This is a genomic window from Desulfosarcina sp. (assembly GCF_055467485.1).
Genome location: NZ_JBUOIV010000086.1, coordinates 1 through 14,300, shown reverse-complemented (window position 1 = coordinate 14,300; position 14,300 = coordinate 1). Strand labels below are relative to the sequence as shown.

The window sequence follows — 14,300 nt, the reverse complement described above, 5'->3', positions numbered from 1 at the left end:
GACGACGAATTCACTGATCTGGAAAGCCGGGCGGAAGCGGTATTGACAGACGCTCAGTATAACTACGATGTCGAAACGCCCGAGGAGGCAGCCGAAACAGCCGGGCCGGACAGCGACTTCATGGTCTTCGAAGATGATGAAGCGGTCATTGGCGACGTTGACGACCAACCGGAAGACGTGTCGGCTGCGCCTGAGACGGCCGCGTCTCCGCTGTTTGTCCCCGTGTCGCCGTCGGAGGGAGTCCCACTGACCGAGGCGCAGGTCGAGGCGGCCCTGGAGCGGACCATCGAAAAAATCTACGGTGAGCGGATCGAGCAGCTGATGATCCGGACCATCGAAAAAACCGTGACGCGAGAAATCGCCAGAATCAAAAATGCGCTCCTGGAGGATGACGACGACATGATCGGATAGCCTGGCGACCAACCACAATCAGCATTCAACAACCTTATACGGGGATTATCCTTAATCCCCTTTTCCATTTTTTTAGCGTCTGTTTGACAATCGGCGAATCGACGCGCAAGCACACGCGCGGGAGCGATTCATCCACTTCCAAGCAGGATTCCATGGGCCTGGAGTAAACGACCAGGCCGTTTTGAATAAGGAGCGTTTAGCCCATGAGCCAAGATTTACTGGACAAAAGTTATTCCCCCGAAGCAGTAGAAAAACGCTGGTACGCCTACTGGGAGCAGGAAAAACTGTTCGCCGCCGATGAGAACACGACCAAAAAGACCTATTCCATCGTCATCCCACCACCCAACGTCACTGGCGTGCTGCACATGGGACACGCTCTGAACAACACCATGCAGGACATCATGTGCCGCTATCGCCGACTGAAGGGTGACAGCGTCCTGTGGATGCCCGGAACCGACCATGCGGGCATCGCCACCCAGAACGTGGTGGAGAAAAAACTGGCCGCCGAGGGCACCGACCGGCACCAGCTGGGACGGGAGAATTTCATCGAGGCCGTCTGGGGATGGCGCAAGGAATATGGAAGTGCCATCATCAACCAGCTCAAGCGCCTGGGTGCCTCCTGCGACTGGGAGCGGGAACGGTTCACCATGGACGACGGACTCTCCCTGGCCGTGAGAAAAGTGTTCGTCCAGCTCTACGACGAAGGCCTGATCTACCAGGGAAATTATATCATCAACTGGTGCTGCCGCTGCCACACGGCCCTTTCGGACCTGGAGGTGGAGCACGAGGACCTGGACGGCCACTTCTACCACATCCGCTATCCCTATGCCGACGGCTCCGGTTCGGTGGTCGTGGCCACCACCCGCCCCGAGACCATGCTCGGGGACACCGCCGTGGCCGTTCACCCGGAAGACGAACGCTATGCGGACCTGACTGCTGAAGCCGTTGTCCTGCCGCTGATGAACCGTGAGATCCCCATCATCCGCGACGCTTATGTGGACCTGTCCACCGGCACCGGCGCCCTGAAGGTGACGCCGGCCCACGACCCGAACGACTTTGATATCGGCGCGCGACACGACCTGCCCAGCGTCAAAGTCATCGCCGACGACGGCAGCATGACCGATGCGGCCGGCCGGTTCAAAGGCATGGACCGTTTTGCCTGCCGCAAGGCGGTGGTGGAAGCACTGGAGGCCGAGGGACTGCTGGAACGGGTGGAACCCCACCGGCACAGCGTGGGCCACTGCTACCGCTGCAAGACCGTGGTCGAGCCCAACCTCTCGCGCCAGTGGTTCGTCAAGACCAAACCGCTGGCCGAAAAGGCCATCCAGGCCGTCGAGACGGGCAAGACGCGCATCATCCCCGAATCGTGGACCAAGACCTACTACGAGTGGATGGTTAATATACGCGACTGGTGCATTTCGAGACAGATCTGGTGGGGGCACCAGATCCCGGCCTGGACCTGCCAGGGCTGCCGCAAACTGATCGTGGCCATGGACGCACCCGATGTCTGCCCGGATTGCGGTTCGTTAGACCTGGTACAGGAAACCGACGTGCTGGACACCTGGTTCAGCTCGGCCCTGTGGCCCTTTTCCACCATGGGGTGGCCGGAGCAGACCCAACTTCTAAAAAACTACTACCCGACCTCGGTGCTGGTCACCGGATTCGACATCCTCTTTTTCTGGGTGGCCCGCATGATGATGATGGGCATCCACTTCATGAAAGAGATCCCCTTCCATGATGTCTACGTGCACGCTCTGGTCCGTGACGAAGAAGGCAAGAAGATGAGCAAATCCAAGGGCAATGTCATTGACCCCCTCAGCGTCATCGACCAATACGGCACCGACGCCTTCCGCTTCACCCTGGCTGCCTTTGCCGCCCAGGGGCGGGATGTGAAGATGAGCGAAAAACGGGTGGAGGGCTACCGCCACTTCATCAACAAGCTATGGAACGCCGCGCGGTTTTCGCTCATGCACCTGGAAAAGGGCTTTGAGGCCATCGATGAAAAAAACATCTCCCTGCAGGACCGCTGGATCCTGTCCCGACTGAACCGGGTGGCGCGGCAGACCGAGGAAGCGCTGGATGCTTACAAGTTCAACGAGGCCGCCGGCGCCGTCTACCAGTTTGTCTGGCATGAGTTGTGTGACTGGTACCTGGAGGCCATCAAGCCCACCCTCTACGACAAGGCCGGCGAAAAAGAAAAGGCCGCCACGCTCTCGGTCCTGTGGTATGTGTTCAAGGAAGCCCTGATCCTGCTTCACCCCTTTGCCCCCTTTGTCACCGAAGAGATCTGGCACTCGCTTCCCGGCACCGAAGGCTCGATCATGCAGGCGGCCTGGCCGGACCACATCCAGCCCGGTGACGATCCGTCGGCCGAAGCGCAGATGGAAACGGTAGTGGCCGTCATCACCGGCATCCGCAACGTGCGCGGCGAGATGGGCATTTCTCCCTCCACGGCGCTGTCCGTAACCGTACACCCCGAGGAGGCAAAAACCGCCGCGGTGGTGGAGGACAACCGCGACCTGATCGCGAACCTGGCCCGCCTCAACGGCATCACCGTGGACACGGCCACGAAGAGACCCAAGGCGGCGGCAACGGTCCTGGTAAACGGGGCCACGATATATGTGCTGCTGGAAGGCATCATTGATTTTGCCCAGGAGCAGGCACGCCTGGAAAAGGAAATCGGCAAGCTTTCCAAAGAGTTGTCCGGCATGAACAAAAAGCTGGGCAACGAGGATTTCCTTAAAAAAGCGCCATCCGAGGTCGTCGACGGCGTACGCCAAAAGCACGCTGCCCTGCTGGAAAGGCAGCATGCCCTGGAGACGACCCTGGAACGAATCAGGGGAATGATGGAATGAGGGACTGTGGGATTGTGAACATCGACCGTCCAAAATTAAAAGACTACTTAGTGAAGTTACCCAAAAATCAGAAACGTTGAACCATGCATTCTATCGAAGACCTGATCCAACTGGCCCTGAAAGAAGACATCGGCCCCGGTGACATCACCACCGACAACCTGGTGACCCCGCATACCCGGGGAAAAGGTACGATCGTCGCCAAGCAGGATCTGGTGGTTGCCGGCCTCCAGGTGGCCGAAAAGGTCTTCAGGGCACTCGAACCGCCAATCGATTTCAACGCCCTTTACGCGGATGGGGACCGGATTGCCGCCGGCAGCGCGGTGGCAAGGATCGACGGCACGCTGGGCACCCTGTTAAAGGGCGAACGCACCGCCTTGAACTTTCTCCAGCGGTTGTCCGGTATTGCCTCCCAGGCGCGCGCCTTTGTCGGGGAAGTCGCCGGAACAGCGGTGAAACTGGTGGACACCCGCAAGACCACCCCGGGCTGGCGGGTGCTGGAAAAATACGCGGTGCGCGTGGGCGGCGCCCACAACCACCGCATGGGCCTGTACGACGGTGTATTGATCAAGGACAATCATATCGCCGTGGCCGGTGGCATTGCCAAAGCAGTAAAAAGCGTCCGGCAGCAGGTCTCCCACCTGGTAAAAGTCGAGGTGGAGACGGCCACCATGGAAGAAGTGAAAGAAGCCCTGGCCGCCGGTGCAGACGTCATCATGCTCGACAATATGGATCTGGGCCAGATCCGCCAGGCCGTTCGTCTGATCGACAAACAAGCGCTGGTGGAAGCCTCCGGCAACGTCACCCGGGGGCGATTGAAGGAACTGGCCCAAACCGGTGTGGATCTCATCTCCATCGGCGCCCTGACCCACTCGGCCGTGGCCATGGATCTGAGTATGAACATCAAACCGAATTGAGAGATTGAGGAATTGAAGAATTATTGAAGAAACGGTTTTTTCACCGTCACCCGATGGTCCGTTTGCTTTTTAATTCCTCAACCCCTTAATTCCGCAATCCCTGAATCCATAACGCCATGATCCCTATTCGCGACACCACGCCGATCAAAACCGTCCCGGTGGTCAACAACACCATCATCGGCATCAATGTGGTGTTTTTCCTGGTGCAATTGGCCCAGGGGCCGGCCCAGGACCATTTCGTCTACCTGTACGGCCTGGTACCGGCAAAGTTCACCATTCCCCAGGTATCGGCCTATTTCTCACTCGGCCAGCGGATCATTTCTCTGTTTACCTTCATGTTCCTTCACGGCGGATTTCTGCATTTGATCGCGAACATGTGGTCCCTTTACATTTTCGGGGACAATGTGGAAGACCGTCTGGGACCGGCACGATACATCGTTTTCTATCTGCTGTGCGGTCTGGCATCGGGCATGACGCAACTGCTGTTCAATGCCCACTCCAACATTCCCACCATCGGCGCCAGCGGTGCCATCGCCGGCATCATGGGCGCCTATTTCATCCTCTATCCCCGTTCACGCATCCTCACCCTGGTCCCGATCATCTTCATCCCCTGGTTCGTGGAGATCCCGGCTTTCTTTTTTCTGGGAATCTGGCTGCTCCTGCAGATTTTCAATGCAGCGGGAAGTTCCGGGCATGCCGGCGGGATCGCCTGGTGGGCCCATATCGGCGGGTTCGTCTTCGGCGTCATCTTCCTCAAGCTGTTCGACCGCATACCGGCCACCGGCGTTACCGACCGGCTGCGCCACGCCACCGAAAGGAAGCGGTCCCACCGCTTCCAGGTGGTCCGAACTGCCGGGGGTGAGGAGGCGGCCAACCTTTACGGCACGCTTACCATCACCCAGTACGAGGCCATGGTCGGCGCCCGCAAACTGATCACCGTCCCCAGGGGCTTGCAGAACCGCCTCTACAATGTCGTCGTGCCCCAGGGCATTACCGACGGCCAGGTGCTGCGGTTGAAGAACGTGGGCAATGCCAAACCCGACGGCACCCGAGGTGATATAATGCTTAGGGTTCGGGTTCAGCACATCTGAAAATGGGCCGCCATTTACAAAATTGGCGTCATTACTGATATTCGTGGATCCCACAACACTATTGGCAATTTAGGTTGGGCAGGAATCACAGGTTTTTAAAATGGTGGCGTGCTTAGGATGATCTCAATACATCTCAAGTCGCCACATTTCTATGATAGATTTTTTTCCCAATGTAATCTGCAATGAATTGGAAAATCAGCAGCCACAACATGTAGTGGTGCTTGGGATTGTCAAACATTCCTATTGCTTAGCGGAATATGGCAAGAAAGCACACGAATTGATAGGGTTCGTTTTATTGGGATTACCATTACGTATCAGTCACCCAATCAATAGAGAGGCTGGAGTGGTTGTCCAAAGCCGGGAACTTGGCGAGGCCTTTACAGAGATTATGGAACGGGACATGTCACCGGAGAATTCGTGGCAGGTGTTGCTTGACAGTGACGGTGAACCCTATTGGATCAACAGTGATGAGGTCCTGCATACCCAGCCTTCAAGAGGTGGAGAGCAACGGGTAATGAATTTGATCTTCAAGATGTTTCCGAGGGATCAGTATTGAGGTGTTGTTGTACTATCATGAGGAAGACAAAGCGTCATTGTGTGGGGCGTAATGAAGCTCATTTTCCTCTCGAGATATTTGTAACGGTTGCATTGACCCGATTCAACCAGTTTGAAGAAAAGTCGATAACCGGCGTGATAACGACTATGGGGGACCCAAACAAGACCGCTGGCAAACATAGGCGTTAGGCGCCAACACGTTGCCTGATGCGCTCATTCTTTAAAAGGTGGATCCCATGCGTAATCTATCTATTCTCTTGATGGTCGTAATATGCAGCAGCTGTGCGCAATTGCCTGCTGATATCCCCATTCCCACACAGCAGCAGACGCAGGCCGTCGTGTTTGATATTAATGGAACACTGCCCCCCCGCCCGATAGAAATGTGGACGGCACGCACGGATGCAGCCAAGGCCGTGAATATCTTTGCCGACAAGGGTTACCAGATCATCTACCTCAGCGCCCGTATCAGACCCTTTCAGGCAGATATACCCAATTGGTCGAAGGAAAAAGGTTTTCCGGATGGCAGCGTCCATGTAACAGAAACGGCTGAGGATCGTAAGGACCCAGTTTACTTCAAGACACGAATAGTGCGAGACTTCCTCGCGCATGGCTGGAATGTAGCGTTTGCATACTGAGACTCGTCTACGGATTTCGATGCTTATGCCGCAGCCGGCATTCCGAAGGAGCGGGTCTTCGCGCTGCAACGCGAAGGAGAGGCATCCTGCCAACCGGGTGCCTGGAAGGCATGCCTGAACGGATGGACTGAGCATATCGATTCAATGGCGAAATAGCTTCAATCAATGGCGGTAAGCTGAGCGTCGCGTTTGCCATGCATCCAACAGGCCGTTGAAAAACTATTACACTTGGCCATACGGAGCTAAATTCGGCTCGCAATGCTCTTATAGCAAACATAAACTGCGCCGTTTCGTCGAACTTTCCCTTGTCCTGCCTGGGCTCATGACGTTTTTCAACAATCTGCTGAATTGGCCGCGATAACCCCATCTTTACAGATAAAAATAATTTGACTGGAGGGTGTTTGAGTATTATGATTTTAATTCATCGAATCGTTTGAAATATCGCTTGGTTGCCCCGGTTGTCTGACTTGAATCGATACTGGTTGCTTGTTGTCCTGCCCTTGATTTTCATAGATAGCTTCATTTCCGCGATAGAAGATTTCCAGTTTTAACCATCACCATGTGGCGATTAATCCGGATAAAGAGGTGATGAACGATGCGGGTCAGTCAATCAACCTGCGCCGATCGTACCCAATCGATTTTAATCGTCGACGACGATGAGAATATTTTAGAACTGCTTGCCGAGGGATTCAATTGGTGCGGTTTTAATGTTTTCAAAGCGCAAGACGGTCTTGGTGGGTGGCGACTATTCAAAAGTGAGTCGATCGACATCGTTCTGACCGACATTTACATGCCGGGGATAGACGGCATAGAATTGTCCAGTCGAATACGGAATCATTCACCGCACGCGATAATCGCCGTGATGACCGGTGGTGACGCCGACATCGGCAGAAAACTTTTAAACGATGGATTAGCCGACTATTTTTTCACGAAGCCATTCGCAATCACTTCTGTCTGCAAAACGCTACTGTTAGAAGCGCAGACGACCTGATCGATCATTTTCCATAGGATTTAAAGCCTCCGAAAGCATTACGGTTATTTCTGCTTGACTGGATAAAAAGCGGGTCTGATCAAAGAAAGGACAATACGATGACAGCGACCGTATTTTTCGTGTTGGCAGGAATCGCATTGATAAGCATTGCTGCACTATTTGAAAGAAAGACATAACGCTATACCTAATTTTTGGCTGGGGTAGCCTGCGGTAAAGTTGTTTTTTAATCAGATTTATCCAAAGAATTAACATCAAAAGGAGAAGTCTAATGAAAAATTTGAGGGTAATTCTTGTTTTAGGCGTTCTGTGTTCATTCGTTGCAATGGCAACCATCGGCTGTGAGAAAGAGGGACCAATGGAAAAGGCCGGCAAGAAAGTGGATGAGGCGGTCGATTCCGCTAAAAAGGCCGTAGATGAATAATCATCGATTGGCAGTAAATGGTATAACCTCAAGCTTCAAGACCTGAGCGACCTCCAACGCCGCATGTTGGTTTTCTCAAGGAAAGATTGAGTGGCTTTAGTTGTGGTGAACTTTTAAATGCCAGCGGAAGGCGGGGACGGTGAAAGGGGGGCCAACGGTTGGGCCCACGCTGACTGCACGCTGTGGGTTGAATATCGCAAACCGGTTTACGCGGTGAATTGCATAAAGGGGCATCGCATTCGCACCGAATGCAGCGAATCGCTGCCGATTGGCCAAGTGCGCCCGATAATGAACGCCTATTTGCAGGGCAAAGCGCATAAGCGAGCACCGTTGCCCTGAACGTCGTCGGAAATAGGTGTTGATCGGAAAAATCTAAAAGGTTCCGCCTTTCCCTTATTCCGCTACCGAGATCTTTGATATCGGCAACCTTCTCGGCTCAATCGTCTTATCATTTTAACATGACAAGGCACCATTTGCATTCGAAGAGCAGATTGGAAAGGTGAAAAATGGTCTGAATTACCAGATTAGCTTGGAGATAATGAAATGAACAAGAAAGCCATTTTACAAAAAGCATCGACATTGATTTCTCGACCGCGATTGAAGCAATCCAAAGATCAAGTATACCAAGACAAACATTGTGCTGGAACCATTAAACGCTTCTTGCCGCTTCTTTTTATCCTGCTTCTGCTTGCCGGCTGCGCCAGCGTGCCCACCGAGTATGTGCGCAGGGGATCGATGGCCTTTCAGGATCACGAAAGCACCGTGATTGGCAAGCAGATAGCTGGCATGGCGGCGGAACATCCGGGCCAGTCCGGTTTTACCATCATCCGCTACCCGCGTCCGGCCTTCACTTCGCGTATCATGATGACCGACCTGGCGGAGAAGAGCCTGGATGTCCAGTATTACATCTGGGAGGCGGATGCCACCGGGAGGATTTTGGCCGAACGTTTGGTGCGTGCTGCCGACCGCGGGGTCAACGTGCGCATTCTCGTGGACGACATGAACCTGTCCGGTCGTGACAACGTCGTCGCGTCCATGGATGCCCACCCCAACATCGAGATCCGAATCTTCAATCCGTTTGCCCACCGGGGCTCCCCCATGCTCGATTTTCTCACCGATCTGGACCGGGTGAACCATCGCATGCACAACAAAATCATGGTCATGGACAACGCGTTGGCCATCGTCGGCGGCCGCAACATCGGCAACCACTATTTCGGCGTTGACACCGAGGCCAACTTCCGGGACCTGGATATCGCCGCCGTCGGTCCGGTGGTGCGGGAAATTTCGACGGCCTTCGACATCTTTTGGAACGGCGACTGGTCGGTGCCCATCGAGGTCCTGGTTGATCAGCCCTACACCGAAGATGACCTGAAGGTTGCGCTGTCAACCATGCGCCAACGAATTACCGAGGGGGACTATCCTCATCCTTTGGACCAGGATGTCGGTGCGCTCAAGAACGAGTTGAGATCGATTGTCGACAGCTTGATTTGGGCGCCTGGAAAAATCGTCTGGGACGACCCGGAGGCCATCTATGATGAAAATCAAACGGGTCGCATCGGAAAGGCCTGGGGCAAGAAGCTGGAGACATTGCAGCATGAGTTGCTAATCGAGTCGGCCTATTTCGTCGTCCGTGAAGGTGGCGTTGAAACTATCAAACGGTTGAACGAGCGAGGTGTCGAGGTTCGCGTGCTGACCAACTCGATGGTTTCCAACGACGTCCTGGCCGCCCACGCCGGCTATTCGAAGCGTCGTACCGAACTGATTGAAAATGGAGTGGAACTCTACGAACTGCGTCCCGATGCCGGTGCCGTCAGGAAGCCGGATCAACAATCGATGATCTCGGGCAAATCCAAAGCCGCCCTGCACACCAAAGCCATGGTGTTCGACCGTGAGGCGGTGTTCATCGGCAGCTACAATCTGGATCCGCGCTCTATGGACATCAACACCGAGGCAGGCCTGTACGTGGAGAGTACGGCACTGGCCGAGCAGGTCGCCGCCTACATGGACGATGGAGTTAAGTCGGAAAACAGCTATCGGGTCATGCTGGATGATGACGGCGGCCTGGCCTGGGTCACCGAGGCGGACGGGCAGGAAGTGAGCTATTCCAAGGATCCCGGGAGCAGTTTCTGGCAACGCTTCAAGGCCGGTTTTATTAGACTGCTGCCGGTCGAGGGACAGTTGTAAATCCTGTTATCGGAGGATGGATGCAACCGGGGCAGTGCGCCATGATTATAGTGGTCGTGGCTGATTATATGCCAGATCAATCGTAGCCGATCTTTTCAACAAACCTCCCGACCGAAATATCCCGCAGGTATATTCATGAGAAGACATCAAATGAACAGATGTAGCAATCTGTTAACACCTGCATTTGTGCTGATTTTTTTCGGAACCCCACTGACGGCACAGGAGGTGGTCGTGTTGTCCGATTTGGGCGAGGCCATTGCTTGGTTCAAGGCGGAAAACTGGCGGGGTACCTATAAGCTTCGCGCGGATATCGAAGCGATGCACAAGCCCGGCGAGATAGACGAGATCGTTGAACGAGTGCGGCTGGAGTGAGTCCCGCCCCAATCATGCAAACTTCACCATTTTTAAAATCATGCGCAATCTCCTGCATCCAGAGGAGTGATATTCTTAACCCAAGACCCTGGAGGTCATTGTGAAACGTTCGGTCAAGTTTCTTCTCCTTCTCTTCCTGATCGTATGCGGAATACTGATTGCCGCCACGGCAGTACTCCATTTCGTCAATCTGGATCCTTACCGCGAACGTATCGCAAGTTTGACAACCGAAGCAATCGGGCGCCAGGTTAAGATCAATGGCAGCGTCGACATCAACCTGTTCCCCCACCCGGAAGTGATCCTGAATGATGTTTCTCTGGCTAATGCCGCATGGGGAAGCGAACCGACCATGGCAAGCGTCAAGCATGTTGACGCAGCCATCAGCTTTCTTTCACTCTTTTCAGACACGGTGATCGTAAGGCGGGTGCGGCTGAACGATGTCATCGTGCTGCTGGAGCAAAACGAGCAAAATCTCGGCAATTGGGTCATGGGGAGGGCTGATCCCTCAGCAAAAGCAGCGCCGGAGAAGCCCGATCCAGGTAATGATGAAATTGTTCACCTGCCGGTGATGGTCGATTTGGCAGAATTCAGCAATGTCACTCTTACCATTCGCGCCCCCGAACGCACCGATCAGATCCACCGGCTTTCATCATTAAGCCTGCAGTCCGAAGAATCCGGCAACTTGATCCTCAACTCATCCGGTGAGCTGTTGGGCAATCCGATGGCGCTCAAGGGCGAAATCACCTCCAAAGCATCGGTCACCGCTCACGGTGCGGTAGATGTGGGGATTCAGGCCTCATTGGGGGATGCCGACCTGACCGGCCAGATATCCACCAGCCGGCTGGCGACCCTTGCCGGCCTCCAAGGGACCTTCAACATTGCCGTTAAGGACATCCAGAAGGCATTGAAGAAGGCCAAGATCGAAGCCCCTCTCACCGGACCGCTGACGGCGGATGCCGCAGTCAGTATGGATGGGTCGGTCTATAAGGCGACCGTCGAAGCCAACGTTGAAGGCATCACCGCCACCATCGACGGGTCATATGAGGGCAATCAGTTGGACCTCAACTCCGTAGTGGCTCCCCTTGCCCGCCTCGGGGAACTGTTTGACCTGCACGGCTTGAGCGCTGAGCCCTTAACGCTGAAAGCCAAGGTGACGCAATCGGACGACGACAATTTAGAGATTCATCAATTCCAGGCTGACGTCGGCCGGAATCGTCTCACTGCCCAAGGCCGCGTCACCACCGGCGGCGATGCAGTGTTATCCCTGACCCTGTCGAGCCCCGACCTGAACACGATTCTCGCAACGTTGCCCAACATCGACCTCAAGGCCGAGGCAACGGCTGAAAACTCGGCTGAAAAGTTCGACGTCTCCAAGTTGGCGGTCACCTTCGACAAGAGCGACATCAATGGCGACATCACGATGCAAAAAGGCGATAAACCAAAGATCACCGCCCACCTGACCTCCACATTGCTGGATCTGCGGCCCTTCAGTGAAACATCCGAACCGGGGGACGAGGCGAAACAGGCAAAGCCGGCGGGGCCTGCAAAGAAACTCCCTGAAAAGCAAAGTGCAACGGAAAATCAGTACGTATTCAAAGCGGCACCTTTTCAACTGGCCCCCCTGCAAACCGTTGAAGCGGATGCAAAGATCGCCATTGAACATTTTTTTTATGATGTCATCGAGTTAAAAAAAATCAAGATCGATGCCGCTGTTCATGGGGGCCGCGTTGACGCAAAATTCAAGTGCGATGCCGCCAAGGAGGGGCATGCCGCAGGAAAAATCGACCTGAAAACCCAGGGTCGGCAAGCCACTTTAGACACGCTGGTGAGCGTGTATGATTTGCGCCCGAAGATTCTGCAAGCCGAGGACGTCAGTCAGACGGAGGTACCGCCGATCGATGTCAGCCTTGAATTAAAGGCTGTCGGTTCTTCACCGCGGGAACTGGCCTCCGCCGCCAACGGCCGACTCCTGCTCACTCAGGGGCCGGGGAAAATAAAGAACACTGCCTTAAAGACGGTCTCGGGCGATATTTTCGCGGAGCTGTTCAGTTCACTGAACCCCTTTGCCAAGCATGAAGAATTCTCCAATTGGGATTGTACCGTGGTCAGTGTCAATCTCGTCGACGGTCTGGCCGATATCGACGCCATGCTGGCCCAGGGAGAAAAGGTGATGATTGTCGGCGGTGGCGACATCGATCTGAAAACCGAGATGCTCAACATCGAATTCAACACGAAGCCGCGAAAGGGTGTCGGTATCAGCGCCGATATGTTCGTTACGCCCTTTGTCAAACTCAAAGGCACGCTGGCCAATCCAAGTGTTGGACTGAACAAAAAAGGCACGCTGCTTACCGGTGGCGCCGCCGTTGCTACCGGTGGGCTATCATTGTTGCTAAAAGCTGCTTTCGATCGGGCGACCGCGGAGGGGGATCAATGTGAGAAGGTGCTGGAAACGGCAGGACAACACACCCGTTACGATTTCTAAAGACATCGGTGACCGGTGGACGGCCAACCGCTCAATGGGTGGCTGTTTGCGATGACTGGCAGAAAGTCGTAACATGTGCAAATCAGAACCTGACGTGACAATTCCCAACTATGATATCTGTACTTAGATCGAAGTTTTGATATTCTCAATATACTTAAAAAAAGCGAATAATAAATGAATCACAATATGTTGTGGCCCACCACACTTCCTTAAAAACAACGGAATCTATTAAAGACTAAGCTGCTTGATAATCGATAATAATTATTTAACGATTTCATGGAAAAAGCCGGGTTCCGGTCTGACAAGGAGCATTGAAACAATGAATCATATATCAAATCGCACGCAGCGGGTCATATTTTGGTTGCTTTTTATGGTGTTCTTATTTTGGGGAACTGCCAACAGCCAAAATCAAGGAGTAACCAGCATGAGAAAGATCGAAGGCAGTGTATGGTACCGCGAACGAATCATGCTGCCGCCAAGTGCAGTGGTTCACGTCATCCTGGAAGATGTTGCCAAAATGGACGTCAAGGCCGAAAAGATCGCCGAAACAAGTTTTACACCACAAGGCGGCCCCCCTTGGGATTTCACACTTGAATACGATCCTGGGAGGATACACGAAAGGGGTCGGTATGCCATACGGGCTCGCATCGAGGTCAACGAGCAGCTGATGTTTACAAGTGCCGAACAGATATCCGCCTTTGATCAAGAACCAGGAACTCCTGTGAAAATTCTGGTATCCATGGTTCCCAGGTCCAAAAATAATGACACGGCCCCATCGCCAAAACCCGACGCAAATTTGACAAACACCTATTGGAAACTTGCCGAGCTCAATGGAAAACCGGCAGCCCTCGGTGCCGGGGAGAGGGAACTTCACATGGTGTTGATCGGTGAGGAAGATCGCATAAGGGGGTTTTCCGGGTGCAACCGCTTTACGGGCGGCTATACGATAGAAGAAAGCCAGATGAAATTCTCACAAATGGCCTCGACATCAATGGCGTGTATGGACGGCATGGAGCAGGAGCAGCGTTTTCTTTCAGCGCTGAAGGAAACGGATCGATTTGAAATCAGCGGAGAAGAATTGTCCTTGTTCGGTAGCGACAACCAACTGCTTTTGCGGTTTGAGGCTGTTTATTTAAAATAAAAATGTGCTTCGATTACAAAAAAAGGAAAAAAATGAAGGAGATCTTGGTAGTTGCACTTGCTTTAATCACAATGCTTGGCCTACCGGCATACGCTCAAGAGAGTGCTGAAGATCTGGCAAAAAAACTGGCCAACCCGGTCGCTGCTCTGATCAGTCTGCCTTTTCAACTTAATTAGTCGATCTTGAAAAAGTCATTTTATGACTATGCCAGTTAAGGCCCCTGATCTTTGACAAAATAGGAGCCGGAA

General features: G+C 53.7%; 13 protein-coding genes. All 13 read left to right on the top strand.

Features of this window, described 5'->3' with window-relative positions:
- On the top strand, positions 1-411 hold a 411-nt coding region (locus ACZCED_RS23365; RefSeq protein WP_464861895.1), incomplete at its 5' end, for a hypothetical protein.
- 203 nt (positions 412-614) lie between these two features.
- A complete protein-coding gene (locus ACZCED_RS23360; RefSeq protein ID WP_464861894.1) occupies positions 615-3,266 on the top strand; it encodes a valine--tRNA ligase in 2,652 nt (883 codons plus the stop codon).
- A gap of 83 nt (positions 3,267-3,349) precedes the next feature.
- Positions 3,350-4,180, top strand: a complete 831-nt coding sequence (gene nadC, locus ACZCED_RS23355; RefSeq protein WP_462969417.1) for a carboxylating nicotinate-nucleotide diphosphorylase — start codon at positions 3,350-3,352, stop codon at positions 4,178-4,180.
- Between the two features lie 116 nt (positions 4,181-4,296).
- Positions 4,297-5,271 (top strand): rhomboid family intramembrane serine protease, encoded by a 975-nt coding sequence (locus tag ACZCED_RS23350; protein ID WP_462969418.1) that lies wholly within the window; start codon positions 4,297-4,299, stop codon positions 5,269-5,271.
- A 151-nt stretch (positions 5,272-5,422) separates the two neighbouring features.
- Positions 5,423-5,827 carry a hypothetical protein gene (locus ACZCED_RS23345; RefSeq protein WP_464861893.1) on the top strand — a complete coding sequence of 135 codons (405 nt, stop codon included), beginning with the start codon at positions 5,423-5,425 and terminating at the stop codon, positions 5,825-5,827.
- 235 nt (positions 5,828-6,062) lie between these two features.
- Complete coding sequence (locus ACZCED_RS23340) at positions 6,063-6,461, top strand: LNS2 domain-containing protein (protein WP_462969420.1); 399 nt, start codon at positions 6,063-6,065, stop codon at positions 6,459-6,461.
- Between the two features lie 595 nt (positions 6,462-7,056).
- A complete protein-coding gene (locus ACZCED_RS23335; protein ID WP_462969421.1) occupies positions 7,057-7,452 on the top strand; it encodes a response regulator in 396 nt (131 codons plus the stop codon).
- A gap of 268 nt (positions 7,453-7,720) precedes the next feature.
- Positions 7,721-7,873, top strand: coding sequence for a hypothetical protein (locus tag ACZCED_RS23330; RefSeq protein ID WP_462969422.1), 153 nt, complete (start codon positions 7,721-7,723; stop codon positions 7,871-7,873).
- Positions 7,874-8,416: 543 nt separating this feature from the next.
- Positions 8,417-10,057 (top strand): phospholipase D family protein, encoded by a 1,641-nt coding sequence (locus ACZCED_RS23325; RefSeq protein WP_464861892.1) that lies wholly within the window; start codon positions 8,417-8,419, stop codon positions 10,055-10,057.
- A 150-nt stretch (positions 10,058-10,207) separates the two neighbouring features.
- Positions 10,208-10,429: a hypothetical protein gene (locus tag ACZCED_RS23320; RefSeq protein ID WP_462969424.1), complete on the top strand. Its 222-nt coding sequence runs from the start codon at positions 10,208-10,210 to the stop codon at positions 10,427-10,429.
- A gap of 100 nt (positions 10,430-10,529) precedes the next feature.
- Positions 10,530-12,911 carry an AsmA family protein gene (locus tag ACZCED_RS23315; RefSeq protein WP_464861891.1) on the top strand — a complete coding sequence of 794 codons (2,382 nt, stop codon included), beginning with the start codon at positions 10,530-10,532 and terminating at the stop codon, positions 12,909-12,911.
- A gap of 424 nt (positions 12,912-13,335) precedes the next feature.
- Complete coding sequence (locus ACZCED_RS23310) at positions 13,336-14,052, top strand: META domain-containing protein (protein ID WP_464861890.1); 717 nt, start codon at positions 13,336-13,338, stop codon at positions 14,050-14,052.
- Between the two features lie 32 nt (positions 14,053-14,084).
- Positions 14,085-14,228: a hypothetical protein gene (locus tag ACZCED_RS23305; RefSeq protein ID WP_464861889.1), complete on the top strand. Its 144-nt coding sequence runs from the start codon at positions 14,085-14,087 to the stop codon at positions 14,226-14,228.
- The last annotated feature ends 72 nt before the right edge of the window (positions 14,229-14,300 follow it).

What these genes read in the sequence shown, in the direction of transcription:
- ACZCED_RS23360 (WP_464861894.1), top strand. Translation starts at nt 615, where the DNA reads ATGAGCCAAGATTTACTGGACAAAAGTTATTCCCCCGAAGCAGTAGAA.
- nadC (WP_462969417.1), top strand. Translation starts at nt 3,350, where the DNA reads ATGCATTCTATCGAAGACCTGATCCAACTGGCCCTGAAAGAAGACATC.
- ACZCED_RS23350 (WP_462969418.1), top strand. Translation starts at nt 4,297, where the DNA reads ATGATCCCTATTCGCGACACCACGCCGATCAAAACCGTCCCGGTGGTC.
- ACZCED_RS23345 (WP_464861893.1), top strand. Translation starts at nt 5,423, where the DNA reads ATGATAGATTTTTTTCCCAATGTAATCTGCAATGAATTGGAAAATCAG.
- ACZCED_RS23340 (WP_462969420.1), top strand. Translation starts at nt 6,063, where the DNA reads ATGCGTAATCTATCTATTCTCTTGATGGTCGTAATATGCAGCAGCTGT.
- ACZCED_RS23335 (WP_462969421.1), top strand. Translation starts at nt 7,057, where the DNA reads ATGCGGGTCAGTCAATCAACCTGCGCCGATCGTACCCAATCGATTTTA.
- ACZCED_RS23330 (WP_462969422.1), top strand. Translation starts at nt 7,721, where the DNA reads ATGAAAAATTTGAGGGTAATTCTTGTTTTAGGCGTTCTGTGTTCATTC.
- ACZCED_RS23325 (WP_464861892.1), top strand. Translation starts at nt 8,417, where the DNA reads ATGAACAAGAAAGCCATTTTACAAAAAGCATCGACATTGATTTCTCGA.
- ACZCED_RS23320 (WP_462969424.1), top strand. Translation starts at nt 10,208, where the DNA reads ATGAACAGATGTAGCAATCTGTTAACACCTGCATTTGTGCTGATTTTT.
- ACZCED_RS23310 (WP_464861890.1), top strand. Translation starts at nt 13,336, where the DNA reads ATGAGAAAGATCGAAGGCAGTGTATGGTACCGCGAACGAATCATGCTG.
- ACZCED_RS23305 (WP_464861889.1), top strand. Translation starts at nt 14,085, where the DNA reads ATGAAGGAGATCTTGGTAGTTGCACTTGCTTTAATCACAATGCTTGGC.